General features: G+C 69.4%; 12 protein-coding genes and 1 pseudogene. 7 read left to right on the top strand and 6 right to left on the bottom strand.

What is annotated here, in order from left to right; translation table 11 throughout:
• Positions 1-111 precede the first annotated feature (111 nt).
• Entirely contained in the window at positions 112-492 is a 381-nt protein-coding gene (locus tag J2X34_RS04295) for a hypothetical protein (protein WP_429516205.1), read from the bottom strand.
• A gap of 245 nt (positions 493-737) precedes the next feature.
• A complete protein-coding gene (locus tag J2X34_RS04290) occupies positions 738-1,232 on the bottom strand; it encodes a DUF1877 family protein (protein ID WP_429516204.1) in 495 nt (164 codons plus the stop codon).
• A 436-nt stretch (positions 1,233-1,668) separates the two neighbouring features.
• On the opposite strand from J2X34_RS04290, the gene J2X34_RS04285 reads away from it, so the two are divergent.
• Both J2X34_RS04285 and car read left to right on the top strand, forming a co-directional pair.
• A complete protein-coding gene (locus tag J2X34_RS04285) occupies positions 1,669-3,240 on the top strand; it encodes a class I adenylate-forming enzyme family protein (RefSeq protein ID WP_114723544.1) in 1,572 nt (523 codons plus the stop codon).
• A 147-nt stretch (positions 3,241-3,387) separates the two neighbouring features.
• Positions 3,388-6,753, top strand: a complete 3,366-nt coding sequence (car, locus tag J2X34_RS04280; RefSeq protein ID WP_429516203.1) for a carboxylic acid reductase — start codon at positions 3,388-3,390, stop codon at positions 6,751-6,753.
• A gap of 23 nt (positions 6,754-6,776) precedes the next feature.
• Here car and J2X34_RS04275 read toward each other — a convergent pair whose 3' ends face one another.
• Positions 6,777-7,400 carry an RES family NAD+ phosphorylase gene (locus J2X34_RS04275; RefSeq protein WP_429516202.1) on the bottom strand — a complete coding sequence of 208 codons (624 nt, stop codon included), beginning with the start codon at positions 7,398-7,400 and terminating at the stop codon, positions 6,777-6,779.
• Positions 7,397-7,921 carry a hypothetical protein gene (locus tag J2X34_RS04270; protein WP_429516421.1) on the bottom strand — a complete coding sequence of 175 codons (525 nt, stop codon included), beginning with the start codon at positions 7,919-7,921 and terminating at the stop codon, positions 7,397-7,399. The genes J2X34_RS04275 and J2X34_RS04270 overlap by 4 nt, the downstream gene beginning before the upstream one ends.
• Positions 7,922-8,117: 196 nt before the next feature.
• Here J2X34_RS04270 and J2X34_RS04265 point away from each other — a divergent pair, with 196 nt between their 5' ends.
• The 4 genes and pseudogenes from J2X34_RS04265 to yidC all read left to right on the top strand — a co-directional run.
• Positions 8,118-8,906, top strand: a complete 789-nt coding sequence (locus J2X34_RS04265) for an LLM class F420-dependent oxidoreductase (protein ID WP_429516201.1) — start codon at positions 8,118-8,120, stop codon at positions 8,904-8,906.
• Positions 8,907-8,942: 36 nt separating this feature from the next.
• Complete coding sequence (locus J2X34_RS04260; protein WP_429516200.1) at positions 8,943-10,451, top strand: MFS transporter; 1,509 nt, start codon at positions 8,943-8,945, stop codon at positions 10,449-10,451.
• Between the two features lie 64 nt (positions 10,452-10,515).
• Entirely contained in the window at positions 10,516-10,836 is a 321-nt protein-coding gene (locus J2X34_RS04255) for a DUF6412 domain-containing protein (protein ID WP_114723540.1), read from the top strand.
• A 137-nt stretch (positions 10,837-10,973) separates the two neighbouring features.
• Positions 10,974-11,894: pseudogene (gene yidC / locus J2X34_RS04250) on the top strand (membrane protein insertase YidC); the annotation flags it as partial.
• Between the two features lie 32 nt (positions 11,895-11,926).
• On the opposite strand, the gene J2X34_RS04245 reads toward yidC, so the two are convergent.
• Both J2X34_RS04245 and J2X34_RS04240 read right to left on the bottom strand, forming a co-directional pair.
• Entirely contained in the window at positions 11,927-14,485 is a 2,559-nt protein-coding gene (locus J2X34_RS04245) for a phosphatidylglycerol lysyltransferase domain-containing protein (RefSeq protein ID WP_429516199.1), read from the bottom strand.
• The gene (locus J2X34_RS04240) at positions 14,482-15,789 is read right to left on the bottom strand and encodes an alpha/beta hydrolase (RefSeq protein WP_429516198.1); all 1,308 of its coding nucleotides are present in this window, start codon (positions 15,787-15,789) and stop codon (positions 14,482-14,484) included. The genes J2X34_RS04245 and J2X34_RS04240 overlap by 4 nt, the downstream gene beginning before the upstream one ends.
• 136 nt (positions 15,790-15,925) lie before the next feature.
• Here J2X34_RS04240 and J2X34_RS04235 point away from each other — a divergent pair, with 136 nt between their 5' ends.
• Positions 15,926-16,369: a BlaI/MecI/CopY family transcriptional regulator gene (locus tag J2X34_RS04235; protein ID WP_114723537.1), complete on the top strand. Its 444-nt coding sequence runs from the start codon at positions 15,926-15,928 to the stop codon at positions 16,367-16,369.
• Positions 16,370-16,373 lie beyond the last annotated feature (4 nt).

Raw genomic sequence — 16,373 nt, 5'->3', positions numbered from 1 at the left:
GAAATCTGGGACCCACGGCCAGGAGAGAGCATCGCCATCGTTGTCGCCATTCTCGTACTGGTCAACGGGCTTCCGAGCCTGATGGCGACCGTGCTGCCGCGCGGACGCGTGTCAGGACGATCCCAGCGCCCCCGAAAGCTGCCCCGGCGGGGTCGGAACCGGATTGACGATGTGCAAGTTCTGCGCGAACGGGACCCGCATCAGCTGATGCGTCTGCCGCCACGGATCGAGTTGAAAGCAGTCGAGCGGAAGCGGGCCGGTCACAGCCCCCGGCCAGGTGTAGCAGTAGGTGTCGCTCGTGCCGAACGGACTGAGCAGGTTCGAGTTGTTGTCCCACGACCTGCTGGGCTCCCACGGAAGCTTGAAATACCTCGTGTTCAGCTCGTACCCAGGTGGCGGAACGTAGGCCTGATCCGCCGCACTCGCCTGCGGCGCCGCCGCCACGGCGATACCCGTCGCGATCGCCGCACTCACCACCAGTTTCTTCAGCATTCCGATCCTCCCCCACGTCGGACAGTTCCTGCCAAGTCGATCGCGCAGCGGGCGTAGGTGTTACCGACACCGCTGTCGGTACAAGCGGCGAATCCGCACCACCACGGTGCTACGCGACCCATCCGATCGTCTATGGGACACCCTGCCGACTGTCGCCAATTCGACTCCAGTGTGATCTGCCCCCCGGTCCGGGCGGGCGGGTGCGGAAGATCGGGACCGGTGCGGCGATGGTGCGCCGCGGGCGGTCAGAACCGCACGGTGAACACCACGTGCCGATCGTCGCGGGCGGCGCGCTGGAAGAAGTCGATCACTTCTTGCAGCCAACCCCAGGCGTATGCGTGCTCGTCGGCGCCGTACTCGGGATTGCGATCGTCGGGCGGCATCGCGTCGTAGCCTGCGGCGAACTCGGATTCGGTGATGCCGGCCAGATATGCGGCGACTTCAGCGACCCGGTCGGGCGTCAGGTAGGTGATCAGTTGGTCGTCGGTGTCCGTGTTGAGGTCCTCGTCCCCCAGGATCACGCCGTATGCCGGCCAGTGCTCGGGCGCGCGCTGGTACCCGGCGCTGGAGAGGGAGCACAGGATCGGGTCCCACGCCTTGTCCGTGTCGCAAGAGAACTCGGAGCGCCCAGTCTCCTCGATGTCCTCGACCACCGCGCCGAGCCTGCCGTCGTCGCCACGCGCGCCGAGAAGTTCCGCTGCCACGCGGTCGGAAAGCGCGAAATGCACCCCAAGTTCCATGGTGTCACGCTAACGGCTGTGCCTGCGCATCCGACTGCGCGGCAGGGGTTCGACGCGTTCCGATCGTTCCGAACTGCGGTCCTGGCCACGTCGGCACCTCATCAGCGGAGATATCGGTGTCGATGAGCCCCGGTCGGTGTACGGCCACCCGGCCGGGCGTACCTGCACCGTTGCCCCGCTCCGGTCACCTGACCCCCTGCACGAGTCACCATCGCACGAAAGGGGTTTGCCCGCAGCCCCAGTTGACGACTTTTCGAACCTGACTCGCGTTCCCCTCCGACAGCGTCGGATCTGCGGCATTCAGAAAAACAAGCACACATGCTTGCTTAGTTGGGTGGACCCGCTTACAGTGACGCAATTCGACTGATGTGACCGACGTCACTGCGCCGGCCTCGGTGGCCGTCCGCGCTCTCACGACGACTGATCGGAATTGTTGATGGACAAAGGAATTGACAACGGGTCGACGATTTCCACGATGCTCGCCGCTCGGGTCGCGACAGCACCCGAGTCGACGTTCGTCCACTTCGGTGGCGAGGCGTTCAGCTACGCCGAGATCGACGAGCAGTCGGACCGCGTCGCCACCGGTTGGTTGCGTCTGGGTCTCGGCCACGGCGACCGCATCGCGATCGCGGCGACGAACTCACCGCACTGGATCGTCGCGCACCTCGCTGCGGCGAAGATCGGGGCGGTGCTGGTCACCCTCAACGTCGTCTACCGCGAGCGCGAGTTCACCCACATGCTCACGCAGTCGGGGGCCCGCGCCCTGATCTGCGACGCGGAGTCGAACGGATTCGAGTTCGGCCCCTTCCTCGACCAGCTGCGACCCGACATCCCGACGGTCGAGCATCTGGTCTTCCTCGGTGGTGACGAGGCCCCAGGCCGACGACGGTGGGCGGACCTCGCAGCCACCGAGCCCGAACCGGCGATGCTCGCCCGCGCCGCCGAGGCCGTCCGGCCCACGGATCCGGCGGTGATCCTCTACACCTCCGGAACGACCGGGACGCCCAAGGGCGCCACCATCACTCACGCCAGCCTGCTCGCCTCGGCCGTCGCACAGGTGGAGCGGTTCGAGCAGTCTGCGGCGGACGTGATCCTCGGTGTCATGCCGTTCAACCACGTCGGGGGTTTGACCTGCACGCTGGGCTCAACCCTTGTCACCGGGGGCGCGATCGCGCTGCTGCCGAGGTTCCATCCGGATCTGGTGGTCGACGTGATGGCGGACACCGGGGTCACGATGTTCGTCGGCGTCCCGACCATGTACAAGATGGTGCTCGGCGCGGACTCCTTTGCGGGCATGGACATGTCGAGCGTGCGCCTGTGTGTCGTCGGCGGGTCCAACCTCGAACCGGCCCTGGCGGAGCAGGTCGCGGCGAGATTCGACGGCGTCCGGATCGCGAACCTCTACGGTATGTCCGAGACCTCCGGCGCCTGTGTCATCTCGCCGCCGGGTGACTCTCTGGAGACGGTCGGCCGCAGCATCGGGATCATGACCGGCGACTTCGAGGGCCGCATCGTCGACGACCGGAACACCCCACTCTCCCCGGGGGAGGTCGGCGAGCTGCAGGTCCGCGGCGGGTGCGTAGCGGCGGGCTACTGGCAGCTGCCCGACGAGTCGGCCGCGACATTCCTCGCCGACGGCTGGCTCGCGACGGGCGACGTCGCATCGATGTCCGAGGACGGGCACGTCAGCCTGCTCGGTCGCCGCAAGGAGATGTACGTGCGCGGCGGATACAACGTCTACCCGGCGGAGATCGAGAACGTGCTGGCCGCGGACCCGACGGTGGCGCTGTGCGCGGTGATCGGGGTGCCGGACGAGACGTTCGGCGAGACCGGGTACGCCTTCGTGGTGCCCGCACCCGGTGCTGCGGTGGACCCCGAGTGGCTGATCGAACGGTGCCGGCGAACTCTGGCCAAGTACAAGGTGCCCGACCGAGTCGAGGTGGTCGACGGCCTGCCGATGACGCCGGCAGGCAAGATCCGGAAGGTCGCGCTGACGCCGCGGACCTGACCGGCCTTGTGGGCCGATCCGGGCGGTGGCAGATCGGTGTCGAACCCTGACCGGTATGCCTGACCCGGTCTGGCGAACCGGCCCCGTCCTGCCCGCAGCTCGGTTGAGAGGACCCGCGACGCGCGGATAATGGCGGCGGGAGGCACCATGACCGCCGAAACCCCTGTGGACGAGCGCCTCGTCCACCGTGTCGAGGACCTGTCCACCACCGACCCGCAGTTCCGGGCCGCGGCACCCGACTTGGCCGTGACCGCCGCCGCGCGACGCGGCGGGCTGCGATTGTCGGAGGTCGTGGCCGCGTATCTGGACGGCTACGCCGATCGTCCCGCGCTCGGCCGCCGGGCCCACACGCTCACCACGGATCCGGACTCGGGCCGCACCACCGTCGCGCTGCTGCCGCGGTTCGAGACGATCACCTACCGTGCACTGCGAGAGCGGGCTGCCGCCCTGGCCCGTTCGTGGCAGGCGGAGTTGCCGGGCGGTGTCCGCGCGGGTGACTTCGTGGCGGTGCTGGGCTTCACAAGCATCGACTACGCGGTCATCGATCTGACCTGCATCCGGTTGGGGGCCGTGTCGGTTCCCCTGCAGTCCAGCTCGACGGCAAGGCAGCTCGCACCGATCGTCGCCGAGACGGCGCCCCGCGTGCTGGCCGAGGAACTGGACCGGGGCGCCGCGCTGCCGGCGGTTCCGGCGTTCGTCCCCGCGCAGGACGACGATCCGCTCGCGATGCTGATCTACACGTCGGGCAGCACGGGCGCCCCCAAGGGGGCGATGTACACCACCGACATGGTCACCCGCATGTGGCAGCGGTCGCGCGGTCCGGACGCGGACGTCGACGGCCGGGTGCCGGCGATCCACGTGCAGTACATGCCGCTGAGCCACGTGTTCGGGCTGGGATGGCTGGTGACCACCCTCTCGTCGGGCGGCACCGGGTACTTCGCCGCGCGCAACGCGATGTCCTCGCTGTTCGACGACATCGCGTTGGCGCGCCCCACCGCCCTGAATCTGGTTCCGCGCGTGTGCGAGATGATCTTCCAGCGCTACCGGAGAGAGCTGGACCGTCGGCCTCCCGGCGCGAGCCCCGACGCGGTGAAGTCCGACCTGCGCCGGAACGTCCTCGGCGGACGGGTGCTCACGGCCCTGTGCGGCAGCGCGCCCCTGTCGGAGGCGATGCACTCCTTCGTCGAATCGACGCTCGACGTCACGGTGAACGACGGCTACGGCTCCACCGAGACCGGCGGCGGCGTCCTGCGCAACGGCCGGATCCTGCGGCCCCCGGTGACCGACTACAAGCTCGTGGACGTCCCCGAGCTTGGCTACCTGACCGGCGACGAACCGTATCCGCGCGGCGAGCTGTGCGTGAAGTCCACGAACCTGATCCCGGGCTACTACAAGCACCCCGAACTTTCGGCGAGCATCTTCGACCGGGACGGCTTCTACAAGACCGGCGACATCATGGCCGAGACCGCGCCCGACCGTCTCGTCTACCTCGACCGACGCAACAACGTCATCAAGCTCTCGCAGGGCGAGTTCGTGGCGATCTCCAAGCTGGAATCCGTGTACTCCACCAGCCCGTACCTGCGGCAGATCTTCATCTACGGCAGCAGTGAACAGTCGTTCCTGCTCGCGGTGATCGTGCCGAACCCCGACACGGTCGGCGACGGGGACGCGCACACCCTGATCGCGGCCTCGCTCCAGCAGATCGCCGACGACATCGACCTCGATTCCTACGAGATCCCCCGCGACTTCCTGCTCGAATCCGAGCCGTTCACTCGGGACAACGGGCTGCTGTCCGGGATCGGCAAGCTGCTGCGCCCCGCCCTCGCGGACCTGTACGGGCCGCGGCTCGAAGCGATGTACGACGAGATCGCCGCAGGACAGGACACCCGGCTCGCGGAACTGCGCGCCGCCGCTGCCGACCTGCCCACGCTCGAGGCGGTGCGCCGCGCCGCCGCCGTCACACTGGGGGTGCCGGACGCGGACATTCCCGACGGTGACGACGCCGGCTTCGCTGACCTCGGCGGAGATTCGCTGGCCGCGTTCACGTTCGCGACGACACTGGAACAGCTCTTCGACGTCGATGTGCCGGTGCAGACGATCGTGAGCCCCATCGCGACCCTCGGCACCATCACGAAGTACCTCGACGGCGAACGCAGTTCGGCCGCGACCCGGCCCACGTTCGCGTCGGTGCACGGCCGCGGCACCACCATCGCCCGCGCGGAGGGCCTGCGCCTGGACGCGTTCATCGACGCCGCCACGTTGGCCGCCGCGCCGTCGCTGCCCGCGCCGACCGGGACGGTGGACACCGTCCTGATGACCGGGGCCAACGGGTATCTCGGCCGCTTCCTGTGCCTCGCGTGGCTCGAGCGGCTGGCCCGCACCGGTGGGACGCTGATCTGCATCACCCGCGGCGCCGATCCGGCCGAGGCCCGGCAGCGGATCGTCGCCGCGATCGACAGCGGCGACGAGGACCTGTCCGTGCGGTTCCGCGCCCTGGCCGACGATCATCTCGAGGTGCTCGCCGGGGACGTCGGCGATCCGTATCTGGGGCTCGACCAGCCGACGTGGAGCCGACTCGCGGACTCGGTCGATCTGATCGTGCACTCTGCGGCCCTCGTCAATCACGTGCTGCCCTACAGCCAACTGTTCGGCCCCAACGTGGTGGGCACCGCCGAGATCGTCAGGCTGGCGATCACTGCACGGCTCAAGCCCGTCGACTACATCTCGACGGTCGCGGTCACCGCCCTGCCCGGCGGCGGGTTCATCGGCGAGGACGTCGACGTCCGCGCCGCGAGCCCGTCCCGCGCACTCGACGCGTCGTACGCCAACGGTTACGCCACCAGCAAGTGGGCGGGCGAGGTTCTCCTGCGCGAGGCCCACGACCTGTGCGGGCTCCCGGTCACGGTGTTCCGGTCGGACATGATTCTCGCGCACAGCCGGTATGCCGGGCAGCTCAATGTGCCCGACATGTTCACCCGCCTGATGCTGAGCCTGGTGGCCACCGGGATCGCGCCGCGATCCTTCTACCGACTGGACGCGGCGGGCCACCGGCAACGGGCCCACTACGACGGGCTGCCCGCCGATTTCACGGCCGAGGCGATCACGACCCTCGGCGCGCAGGTCACCGGCGGCTTCCGCACCTTCAACGTGCTCAACACGCACGACGACGACATCTCCCTGGACCGGTTCGTCGACTGGCTCGTCGCGTCGGGTCACCCGATCGAGCGGATCGACGACTACGACGACTGGCTCGCCCGCTTCGAGGCTGCGATCGAGTCGCTGCCCGACAACCAGCGACAGCACTCCGTGCGGCCCCTGCTGAGCGCCTACGCGCACCCGGCGCCCGCGAGGCCCGAGGCGCAGCCGCCGTCCGAACAGTTCCGCGCCGCAGTGCAATCGGCGGGAATCGACGGGTTCGCGGACGTGCCGCATCTGACCGAGTCGTTGATCGACAAGTACATCGCCGATCTGCGGCGTCTCGGCCTACTCGCGGCGTCCCCGAGCGACGGGTAGCCGCCGCGACGCGCGCTCGGCCGTCACTGTCCGGGTGGCTGCACGATCCGCACGGCCCGGGGCATCGCCCCGACGGTGAACCCGCATCGGCGCGCGGCGGCGGCGAACGGCTCCGGGGCGTCGTCGGCGGGCCAGTCGTCGCGCGCACCCGCCGGGCCGAACAGCGCGGCGGCGTACGCGGACGATCCGGTGGTGAAGCGGCTCTGGTAGCGGACGCCGTCGAACTGCGCCGCGAGCGCGGTCGCCCACTGCCGGGGCACGTCGTAGGGCGTGACGGTGCACAGCTCCCGGGTGAGGCCGAAATCCGCGGCGGTCTCCGCGCATGTGTCGGCCAACTGCCGCCGGGTGGGGATCCGCAGCTCCGACAACGAACGCTCCGTGGCGAACTCGTCGGTGATCACGCCGAGCGACGCCAGCACCTCCCCCGCCGTCTCGCGGATCGCGGTGCGCTCGTCGAAGGCGACGTAGCAGGTGCCGTCCGGGTCGTCGAGGTCGAACCGGCCGCGGCCGGAGGACGCGAACCACCACGCGCCGTTGGCCGTGCGATGCCCGCGCAGCAGCCGTCGGCGGGTGGTCAGCGACCACCCGGGAAATCCGTCGAGCGACCTCGCGCCGGGCAGACCGAGCGCGACGACCTCACGGGTCATGCAGCCCACCGTTGGGCGTCGGCGCGCGCGGCGACGCGGACGGGTTCGACGGGGCCGTCGGAGACGAGCCAGTCCGCGGCGGAGCGGCCGTCCAGCGCGTCCTGCGGCGTGCACAGCCACAACGCGCATGTCCACGCGTCCGCCGCCCCGCGCAGGATCCGCCACACCTCGACGAGCGCCGGATGCGCGGCGCCGCCGGCGGTGAACTGCCACACCGGGTACACCCACTGGCCGTCGTCGAGCCGACAGGCGATCAGCGCGTTGGTGGCGACCTTCTTGCTCACGGCCTGACGGCTCACCCGCCACCAACGGGTGAGACCAGAGGTGTCGTAGAACGGCCCGACGATCTGGTCGTACACGTGGCTGGTGGGCAGGGCCGCCGACATTGCGTCGGCGATCGCCTCGACGTCGGCGAACGTCTCGGCCGGGACCCCCGCCTCGGCCGCGGCCGCGAAGGTGCTGTGCACCCGCCGGGTGAGCAACTCGATCAGTTCGCGTTCCTGCTCGACCAACGACGTCACTGCCCAGTCCTCTCGCCCGTCAACCTTGTCAACCACACCCTGCCACCCGACAGTCAACCACGTCAACCAATCGGCGCGGCCGCGACGAGGCCCCCGCCCCTTCCACGTGCGTCGATTCGGTGTCGTTTCGTTGCGGTTCCCGGTTCCCGGTCCGCAATGATTGGGAGGAGCTGACCCCACATCAGGAGGCGCTCCCGTGGCTACCGCGACACATCCGGTTCGCATCGGACTGCACATCCAGCTCCAGCACGCCGACTACGACGCCATCCGCCGAACCGTGCGTGAGGCCGAAGAACTCGGCGTCGACATCGTGTTCGACTACGACCACTTCTACCCCCCGTCCGGCGACCTGACCGGAAAGACGTTCGAATGCTGGACGACCCTCGCCGGGTGGGCCGAGACCACCGACCGGATCGAGATCGGCCCGCTCGTCACGTGCAACGCCTACCGCAATCCCGACCTCCTGGCCGACATGGCCCGCACGGTCGACCACATCAGCGACGGACGGCTCATCCTCGGCATCGGATCCGGATGGGCGCAGAAGGATTTCGACGAGTACGGCTACGCATTCGGCACGGCCGGCAGCCGCCTCGACGATCTGGCCGCCGCGCTGCCACGCATCGAACACCGCCTCGCGGTGCTCAACCCGCCCCCGGTTCGGAAGATCCCTCTGCTCATCGGCGGCGGCGGCGAGAAGAAGACGCTCCCGATGGTGGCCCGCCACGCCGACATCTGGCACGGGATCGGCGATCTGGACACCCTCGGCCGCAAGAACACCCTGCTCGACGAGTACTGCGCGGCCGCCGGCCGCGATCCTCACGAGATCGAACGCAGCGCACCCGTGTCACCACAGCTCGGTACCACACCACCACAGCTGCTCGACCTGGTTTTCACCCTCTTCACGTGGACGATCGGCGGCCCGCACTACGACCTGAGCCCACTGCGACCGTGGCTCGACTGGCGCGACCGGCACAACCGCGCGTGATCACGCCCGACTGTCGGGCTCCGTAATCTACGGCGCATGGAGCAGCGCCAGGAGACGGGTGGACCCGACGGCAGGCAGCGGGTTTCGAGAACCGCCGCGGAGCGGCCCGAGAACAGTTCCGTCCTGTTGGTTCCCTCGCTGGTGTTCATCGCCCTGGTCGTCGCCGCGGTCGGCAGCCTCGGGGCACCGCTGATCACCAGCGTCGCCACCACGTTGCATGTCTCGCTCGCCAGCGCTCAGTGGACGCTGACCATCACCTTGTTGACGGGCGCCATCGCCACGCCCGTCCTGGGCCGCTTGGGGGCCGGCCCGCATCGCAGGGGCACCATTCTCGTCACGCTGGGGGTGGTGGTGGCGGGAAGCGTGCTCACCGCCCTTCCCCTGCCGTTCGCCTGGCTGCTCGTCGGCCGGGCCGCACAAGGTGTCGGGTTGGGGCTGACCGCGCTGATGATGGGTGTGGCCCGCGACCATCTTCCCGAAGATCGCGCGGTCTCGACGATCGCGCTGGTGTCGGTGGCGTCCACCATCGGAATCGGCGTCGGCTACCCCCTGGCCGGACTGCTCACCGAGCTCGGCGGCCTGCGCGCCGCCTACGGGCTCGGCGTGGTCGTCACCGCAGTTGCGTTAGTCGCGGCCCTGCGCAGCATGCCCGTGCCGCCCGAAGGGCGCTCGGCCCGGGTGGACGTACCCGGCGCGCTGCTCCTGGCCGCCGGACTGCTCCTCGTTCTTCTCCTCGCCAGCGAGACGAGCCTGTGGAACCGGCATCTCGGCCTCGCCGTGGCCCTGGCGGTCGTCGCGGTGCTCCTGCTCGGCGTCTGGACGGCCTACGAACGCCACGCGAAGGCGCCCCTTGTCGATGTCCGGCTGATACGACACCCGGCCGTAGCCGGAGCCAACGCCGCCATGTTCGTCGGCGGCATCGGCATGTACCTGCTGGTGACCCTCATCACGCGCTACGCCCAGACGCCGCACGGCGCCGGCTACGGGTTCGGGCTCTCCACCTTCGTCGCCGGTCTCGTCCTCGTTCCGTTCTCCCTGATGGGCTTCGTCTCCGGCAAACTCACTCCTCGCCTGCGGGACCGAATCGGCGGACCCGCGCTCCTGGCTGCTACCGCCATCGTCGTGCTCGGCGCCTTCGCCCTGTTTGCCGTTGCCCGCTCGAATCTCACCGAAGTGTTGGTGTCGATGGCGATCCTGGGCTTCGGTGTCGGGAGCTTCTCCGCCGCGATGCCCGCAGTCATTCTGGCCGTCACCCCGAAGAGTGAGACGTCGAGCGCGATGAGCTTCAACCAGGTCGTGCGCAGTGTCGGGTTCTCCATCGGAAGCGCTGTCGGCGGCCTGATGCTCGCCGCCGGCACCCCTGCCGGGGAACTCTTCCCGACCGACGACGCCTACACGAGCGCAGCGTGCATCGGCATGGCGGCAATGGCAGTCACCGCGATCACGTGCATCACCCTCGCCCGCCGGCCTGGGCCCCGAAACGACACCGGCACGACCCCGGGAGCGAGGCGTCCGGAGGACCATGCCGGATCCGGTCATCGCTGAGCGAACTCCTCGACGTAACGCCGCATCCTGCGAACGTGGGAGATCGCTCGCTAAGCTTTGTCGCATGGCACGGATCCGGTCTGTATTCACGCGCCGGCTGACCCTTGTTCAGCTCACGTGGATGGCCGTGCTGGCGTTGGTGGTTGCCGCAACGGCGATCGACGGGCCGGCTGCGGTCGTCGGCGCCACGGTTGCGGTCCTTCTTCTGCTCGCCGTGGCCGGGCAGAGTGTGCTGCCCCGACTGCACTCGCTGACCGAATCGGCCTCCGGCCCACCCCGGGAAGAGCAGCGGCTGCGTGGCGCGTTCCGCAGGCAGAGCGCCCCCGACACCCCCGGCCGCCCCCGTCGGCCTCGAGCACCCGGACAGGTCCTCGCCGCCGCATAGCACCGCTGATGCTGTGCGGCCGCCTCGGTCGACCGTCCCTTTTCCACTCCGTCACGAGTCCGCACAGGACACCGGCGTGAACTCCCACCCGCACGATGCCGTGTGACGCCGCGTCGTGCAGCAAAGAGGTGCTCACCATGCTCGACTTCATCTACTACCCCGTGTCCGCGATCCTGTGGTTCTGGCACAAGGCGTTCGGCTCGATCCTGGGCCCGGACAACGGATTCGCCTGGGCGCTGGCGGTGGTGTTCCTGGTCTTCACCCTGCGCGTTCTGCTGCTCAAACCCGCGATCAACCAGATCCGCACGACCCGCCAGATGCAGGAACTGCAACCGCAGATCAAGGCCCTGCAGCAGAAGTACGCCGGCGACCGGCAACGCCAGGCGACCGAGATGCAGAAACTGCAGAAGGAGCACGGGTTCAACCCGCTGATGGGGTGCCTGCCGGTGTTGGTGCAGGTACCGGTGTTCCTCGGTCTGTACCACGTGCTGCGCTCGTTCAACCGCACCGGAACCGGGCTGGGCCAACTCGGAATGACTCCCGAAGCCAACGCCAGTACCCCGAACTACATCTTCAGCGCCACCGATGTCCAGTCGTTCCTGAGCGCCCGTCTGTTCGGTGCACCGATCTCCGCGGCGATCGCCAGTCCGCAGAGCACCCTGGCGTCATTCGCTCCGTACGGCGGAGTCCCCACCGTGGCCACGATCGCCGCCGTGGCCGTCCCGCTGATGGTGCTCGCCGGCCTTGCCACCCACTTCAACGCCCGGGCATCGGTGCGGAGGCAGCGTCCGGACGCGGCGGCCAACCCGCAGTCGGCGATCATGAACAAGCTGATGCTGTTGGGCTTCCCACTCGGCGTCCTCGTCGGCGGACCGTTCCTGATGATCGCGATCCTGCTGTACTGGGTGAGCAACAACGTCTGGACCTACGGCCAGCAGCACCTCGTCTTCGCCCGCATCGACCGGGAGGAATCGGCGAAACAGTTGGAGACTGCCGAACGACGGCCGGCCGCCGGGCCCCGACCAGGCGCCCGACCGAATCCTGCCCGGCAGAAGCGGGGTCGGCGAAAGTAACAGCCGAAGCACCGGGTTCACCGCCGGATCAGGGTTCGGACCAGGCGCACCCCCTGCCCGAACGACACCTCGGGCAGGTAGGCGCGGCCTACCGCGTTGCCGATGCTCGGCAACGCGACGGGGTCCGGGAAACACATGTGCATCGGGTCGTACCGCGGCTGGAACTTCGACTTGAAGGCAAGCAACGACCGGAACCCGTACACCGGCTCGAGGGTCTGGCCCAGCACCTCGAGCACCGAGTCCAGTGCCTCGGACAGGCCCGGCCGGACGTCGCCCGCGGGCGCGGCCGTGACGGTGTCGTCGCCCTGCTGCACCGTGGCCAGCGGCGCCCCGGACAGGCTGACGAACTCCGCGCCCTCCTGTTCGAGCGTGATCGCGGCCGACGCGATGAGGAACTCCATCGCCGGCCGGAAGCCCTGGTGCAGACCGTCGGCGCGCCGGCGCATGAAGTCCAGCGTCCAGCCCACCACCACGCCGTCGCGGTACACCGGCAGCCACGACGTCACCCCGTGCACGGTGCGCTGCTCGTCGACGGCGATCAGGCAACGCACCTCGGGGTCGTCCATCTCCTGCAGCCCGCCGAGCGTGAACCCCATCTCGGGCATCCCCTTGTCGGCCACCCACTCCTCGGAGATGGCCGTGATCTGGTCGGTGATCGACAGCGGTGCGGTCGAGAAGCTGATCCACTCGGCGGTGATCCCCGACTTCGCGGCGCGGTTGAGCGCGGTGCGCACGTCCTGGAACTTCTTGCCGGTGAACGCGATCGAGCCCAGATCCAGCACCGTCTCCTCGGCGACCTGCACACCCACCCAGCCCAGGTCCTCGGCCGCGGCCCGGACGTCCCCGGTCACCGAATAGAAGCACGGTGTCCAGCCGTTGGACGCGGCGAACTCGGCGAACCCGACCACGTCGTCCCGCACCCGGTCGCGCCGGCCGACCGGCCCTCCGGTGGTGAGCGCGACACCGCCGATGACGCGGTACGCCACGTAGCTGTCGCCGGCGGCGCCGAACCAGTACGAGTTGCCGTGCCAGGTCGTCATCCACGACAGCGCGCTGCCCGACCCGGAGGTGAGGATCGCCCGGGCCCGCTCCGCCGCGCCGCTTTCGGCCCCGTACGCGGGTCGCAGGAATGTGCCCGCCACCAGGAGGCAGGCCACCACCCAGAACACGACGCCGGTCCACTCGTAGAGCAAGGTCGACGCCCAGTCGACCGGCAGCAGCCGCGGATCGAGCATCTGCAGGTACACCGGCGGGACCAGACGTTCGGGGAAGTCGGCGATCAGTGTCGTCATGGTCGGCCGGCGGTCGAAGCCGCCCCGCGCCCACATCCCGCCCAGGACATAGAGGGCACCGAGCCCGACCACCAGCGCCCCCAGCTCGGCGGACATCCGGAGATACGTCTTCGGGGGCGCCTTGACATCGAACAGTTTCCGCGTCGCGAGCAGCAGGATCACCAGCGCCAGCGGGGTCAGGAACGGGATGAGTGTGCGGTAGACATTGGGCGATTCCAGGCCGTAGAAGAGCGTCTCCTCGTCGGCCACGTCGATGTAGCGGACGACGAAGTTCAACAGCGACAGCGCCAACAGCACCACCTGCGCGACGGTGGCCGCGATCCACGCGAACCGCCGGCCGCGCCGCAGCCCGTCGCACAGCACCAGCAGGAACACCGACGGCATCAGGCTGAGCAGCGTCGGGCCGATGCCGGACAGCCGCAGGTCCAGCTCGCCGCGCCGACAGTCGGGATCGGTCTGTGACGCCTCGCAGATCTCGCGCACCTCGGCAGCCGTCCAGGGCACGCCCCGGAACAGGTCGCGCAGCACCGCGAGCGGCCCGACGGCGTGCGGCGACAGCGCCGCGAGCATGGTGCCGATGGAGGTGGCCGCGACCACGATCGCGACCAGCACCCGCCCCTCGCGCCGGGTCCCCGAGATCCGGGGCCCGCGCGCGGACCGGCCCACGATCCACGGCCCGAGACACAGGCCCACCACGACGGCACCCAACCGGATCACGTCCTGCAACTGTCCGGCGAACAGCACCAGCGTGATCGTCAGCGCCAACAGTCCGACGCGGATGCGTCGGCGCCACAGCGTGTCCATCGACGCGCTGGCGACCATCACGACGCCGACGATCCAGGTGGTGGGGCCGACCGCGGTCCCGATGTGCAGACGGAAACCCCAGTCGGAGTCGAGCATCTTGACGACGGTCGCTACAGCCAGGCCGAGGACCGCCCCCGCCACCTGGGTGACCGCGGCCGACACCGCGAACCGTCCCGACCCCACCCGTCGTTCGATCGGGGCCGCGACAAGGAAGACGAGAACGGTCGCACCGAGATAGCCGGCAAGTCCGGACGCCCACAGACCGGCGGTCAACGGAGTCCACAGCCGCCAGTGCTCGATCGGCCCGATCCCGACCGCCAGGTGCCGATCGACGAGCTGGGTGGGGCCGTGCACGAGCGAAGCGGTCGCGAAGCCCAGCACCCAGATCACCGCGAGCAGCGTGACGCTGACCGGGGCGCCGGTGACACCGTGCCGGAGCAGGTCGACGACCCGTCGCCCGTACCGCCGCAGCGTGTTCACGAGATCAGCCCCATCCTCTTCGCCAGCCAGTCGAGTTCCTCCCGTAGACCCGTGGACCAGACCGAGAAGCTGTGGGCGCCCGGTACTTCCACGTACTGCACGTCCATGCCCGCGTTCTTCGCCGCCTCGAACACCTTCTTCGCGCCGCCGCGGTACGCGTCGTCGCGGTCGCCCATGACGATGATCCCCGCCGTGTCCGGGTAGCGACGCGTCTTCATCAGATCCATCGGATTAGCCGCCACGAAGGCGGCCTCGTCGCCGCCGAACGCCTCGTCGACGGTGCGCTGCCGGTCCCCGAGCGTCGGTTCCTCCTGCCCCGACAAGTCGAGGAACGTGGGATACACCTGTGGGTAGTTCGTCGCCAACTGCAGCGCGCACGTCCCGCCGTAGGACAGACCGGCCACCGCCCAGGAGCGGGGATCCGGGTCGACCTGTAGATGCGACCTCGTCCACGCGGGCACGTCGACCGCCAGATAGGTGGCGACGTTCCCGAGCTTGGAGTTCATACACAACGGGTTGGCGAGCTGCGACCCGGTGCCGTCCGGCACGACCACGACCGGCGCGAGTCCGTGATGGGCGCGCGCGAACGCGTCCATCGTGGCGGCCAGCTTGCCGCCGTTCAGCCAGTCCTCGGGCGATCCCGGCTGCCCGGCGAGCAGGACCAGCACCGGCAGCAGCGGCCGAGGACTGACGAAATACGACGGCGGGAGATAGACCACCGCGTCGCGCGCCGCGAATCCCGACGTCTCCCCCGGGATCGGCGCCGACGCGTACCGTCCGCTGTCGGGCATGCCGCCGGGGACCTGCGGCGCCCACGCATCCTCGAGTGGGCGACCGGTGACGACCGGTCCCGTCGGCGGGGGCACCTCGGCGAAGTCGATACGGTCGGGGTCGGGCAGACCGAGCGCCGTACCCACCGTCGGATAGGCGTAGAACACCTGATTGATCTGCACCGCCGCGACTAGCACCACCGTAGCGGCCGCCAGGACCGAGACGGGGATCATCCACCGGCGCCCGGCCACGATCCGCGGGACCAGCAGCAGCACCGCCCACAACCCGACCCCGATCCACAGATAGACCGGCTTCTCGACCGGATCGGGGAACGGCCGCCAGACGTGCTCGACGATCACGTACAGGGCCGCGGTCATCGCGGCCGCCCCGACGATCGACAGCGGCAGCGCCCACCGCAGGAACCACCGGCGGCGATCGGCGCACAGCCAGCCCGCCCCGAGGATGCCGAGCACTACGACGATCACCGGGAGCGGCCCGGACACCAGGGACACACGATCGAGCCAGCCGAACATCGGACCTCCGCCCCTGACGTTTCCCCCACCGGTATACCGCGCCGCGGGGGCGGTGCGACCCATACCACACCGACGCGCCGAAACTTACTACTGGCAGTAGTAAGCATTCGGAGCGGGCGGTCCGTAGAATCGCAGCATGGCTGGACTCGGCGAGCTCGAACGCGCGGTGATGGACCACCTGTGGTCCATGTCGGAACCTCAGACGGTGCGGCAGGTGCACGAGGCACTCGCCGCACGACGAGAGCTGGCGTACACCACGGTGATGACCGTGCTGCAGCGTCTGGCGAAGAAGCACCTCGTCATCCAGCAGCGCGACGACCGCGCCCACCGGTACCTTCCGGTGCACGGACGCGACGAGTTGGTCGCCAGCCTCATGGTCGATGCCCTGCAGCAGGCCGACGCGTCCGGTGAGCGCGCCGCCGCACTGGTGCATTTCGTGGGACAGGTGGGCGCCGACGAGGCCGCCGCGCTGCGTGAGGCTCTCGCCGCGCTCGAGGCGTCGGAGTCGGACAAGGCCGTGCAGACCGGCGATCCGGTCCGCCCGACCGGTCTCCGCCCGGGCACCGGCCGCGCGAGTTGAGACC

The organism is Rhodococcus sp. BE178 (assembly GCF_050433545.1).
Classification (GTDB): Bacteria; Actinomycetota; Actinomycetes; order Mycobacteriales; family Mycobacteriaceae; genus Prescottella.
The sequence above is the reverse complement of the archived record's forward strand: the minus strand, read 5'-3'. Positions and strand labels throughout refer to the sequence as shown.

Coding starts and splice junctions, on each gene's coding strand:
- J2X34_RS04290 (WP_429516204.1), bottom strand. CDS start 1,232: ATGGAACTTGGGGTGCATTTCGCGCTTTCCGACCGCGTGGCAGCGGAA.
- J2X34_RS04275 (WP_429516202.1), bottom strand. CDS start 7,400: ATGACCCGTGAGGTCGTCGCGCTCGGTCTGCCCGGCGCGAGGTCGCTC.
- car (WP_429516203.1), top strand. CDS start 3,388: ATGACCGCCGAAACCCCTGTGGACGAGCGCCTCGTCCACCGTGTCGAG.
- J2X34_RS04240 (WP_429516198.1), bottom strand. CDS start 15,789: ATGTTCGGCTGGCTCGATCGTGTGTCCCTGGTGTCCGGGCCGCTCCCG.
- J2X34_RS04295 (WP_429516205.1), bottom strand. CDS start 492: ATGCTGAAGAAACTGGTGGTGAGTGCGGCGATCGCGACGGGTATCGCC.
- J2X34_RS04255 (WP_114723540.1), top strand. CDS start 10,516: ATGGCACGGATCCGGTCTGTATTCACGCGCCGGCTGACCCTTGTTCAG.
- J2X34_RS04260 (WP_429516200.1), top strand. CDS start 8,943: ATGGAGCAGCGCCAGGAGACGGGTGGACCCGACGGCAGGCAGCGGGTT.
- J2X34_RS04235 (WP_114723537.1), top strand. CDS start 15,926: ATGGCTGGACTCGGCGAGCTCGAACGCGCGGTGATGGACCACCTGTGG.
- J2X34_RS04285 (WP_114723544.1), top strand. CDS start 1,669: ATGGACAAAGGAATTGACAACGGGTCGACGATTTCCACGATGCTCGCC.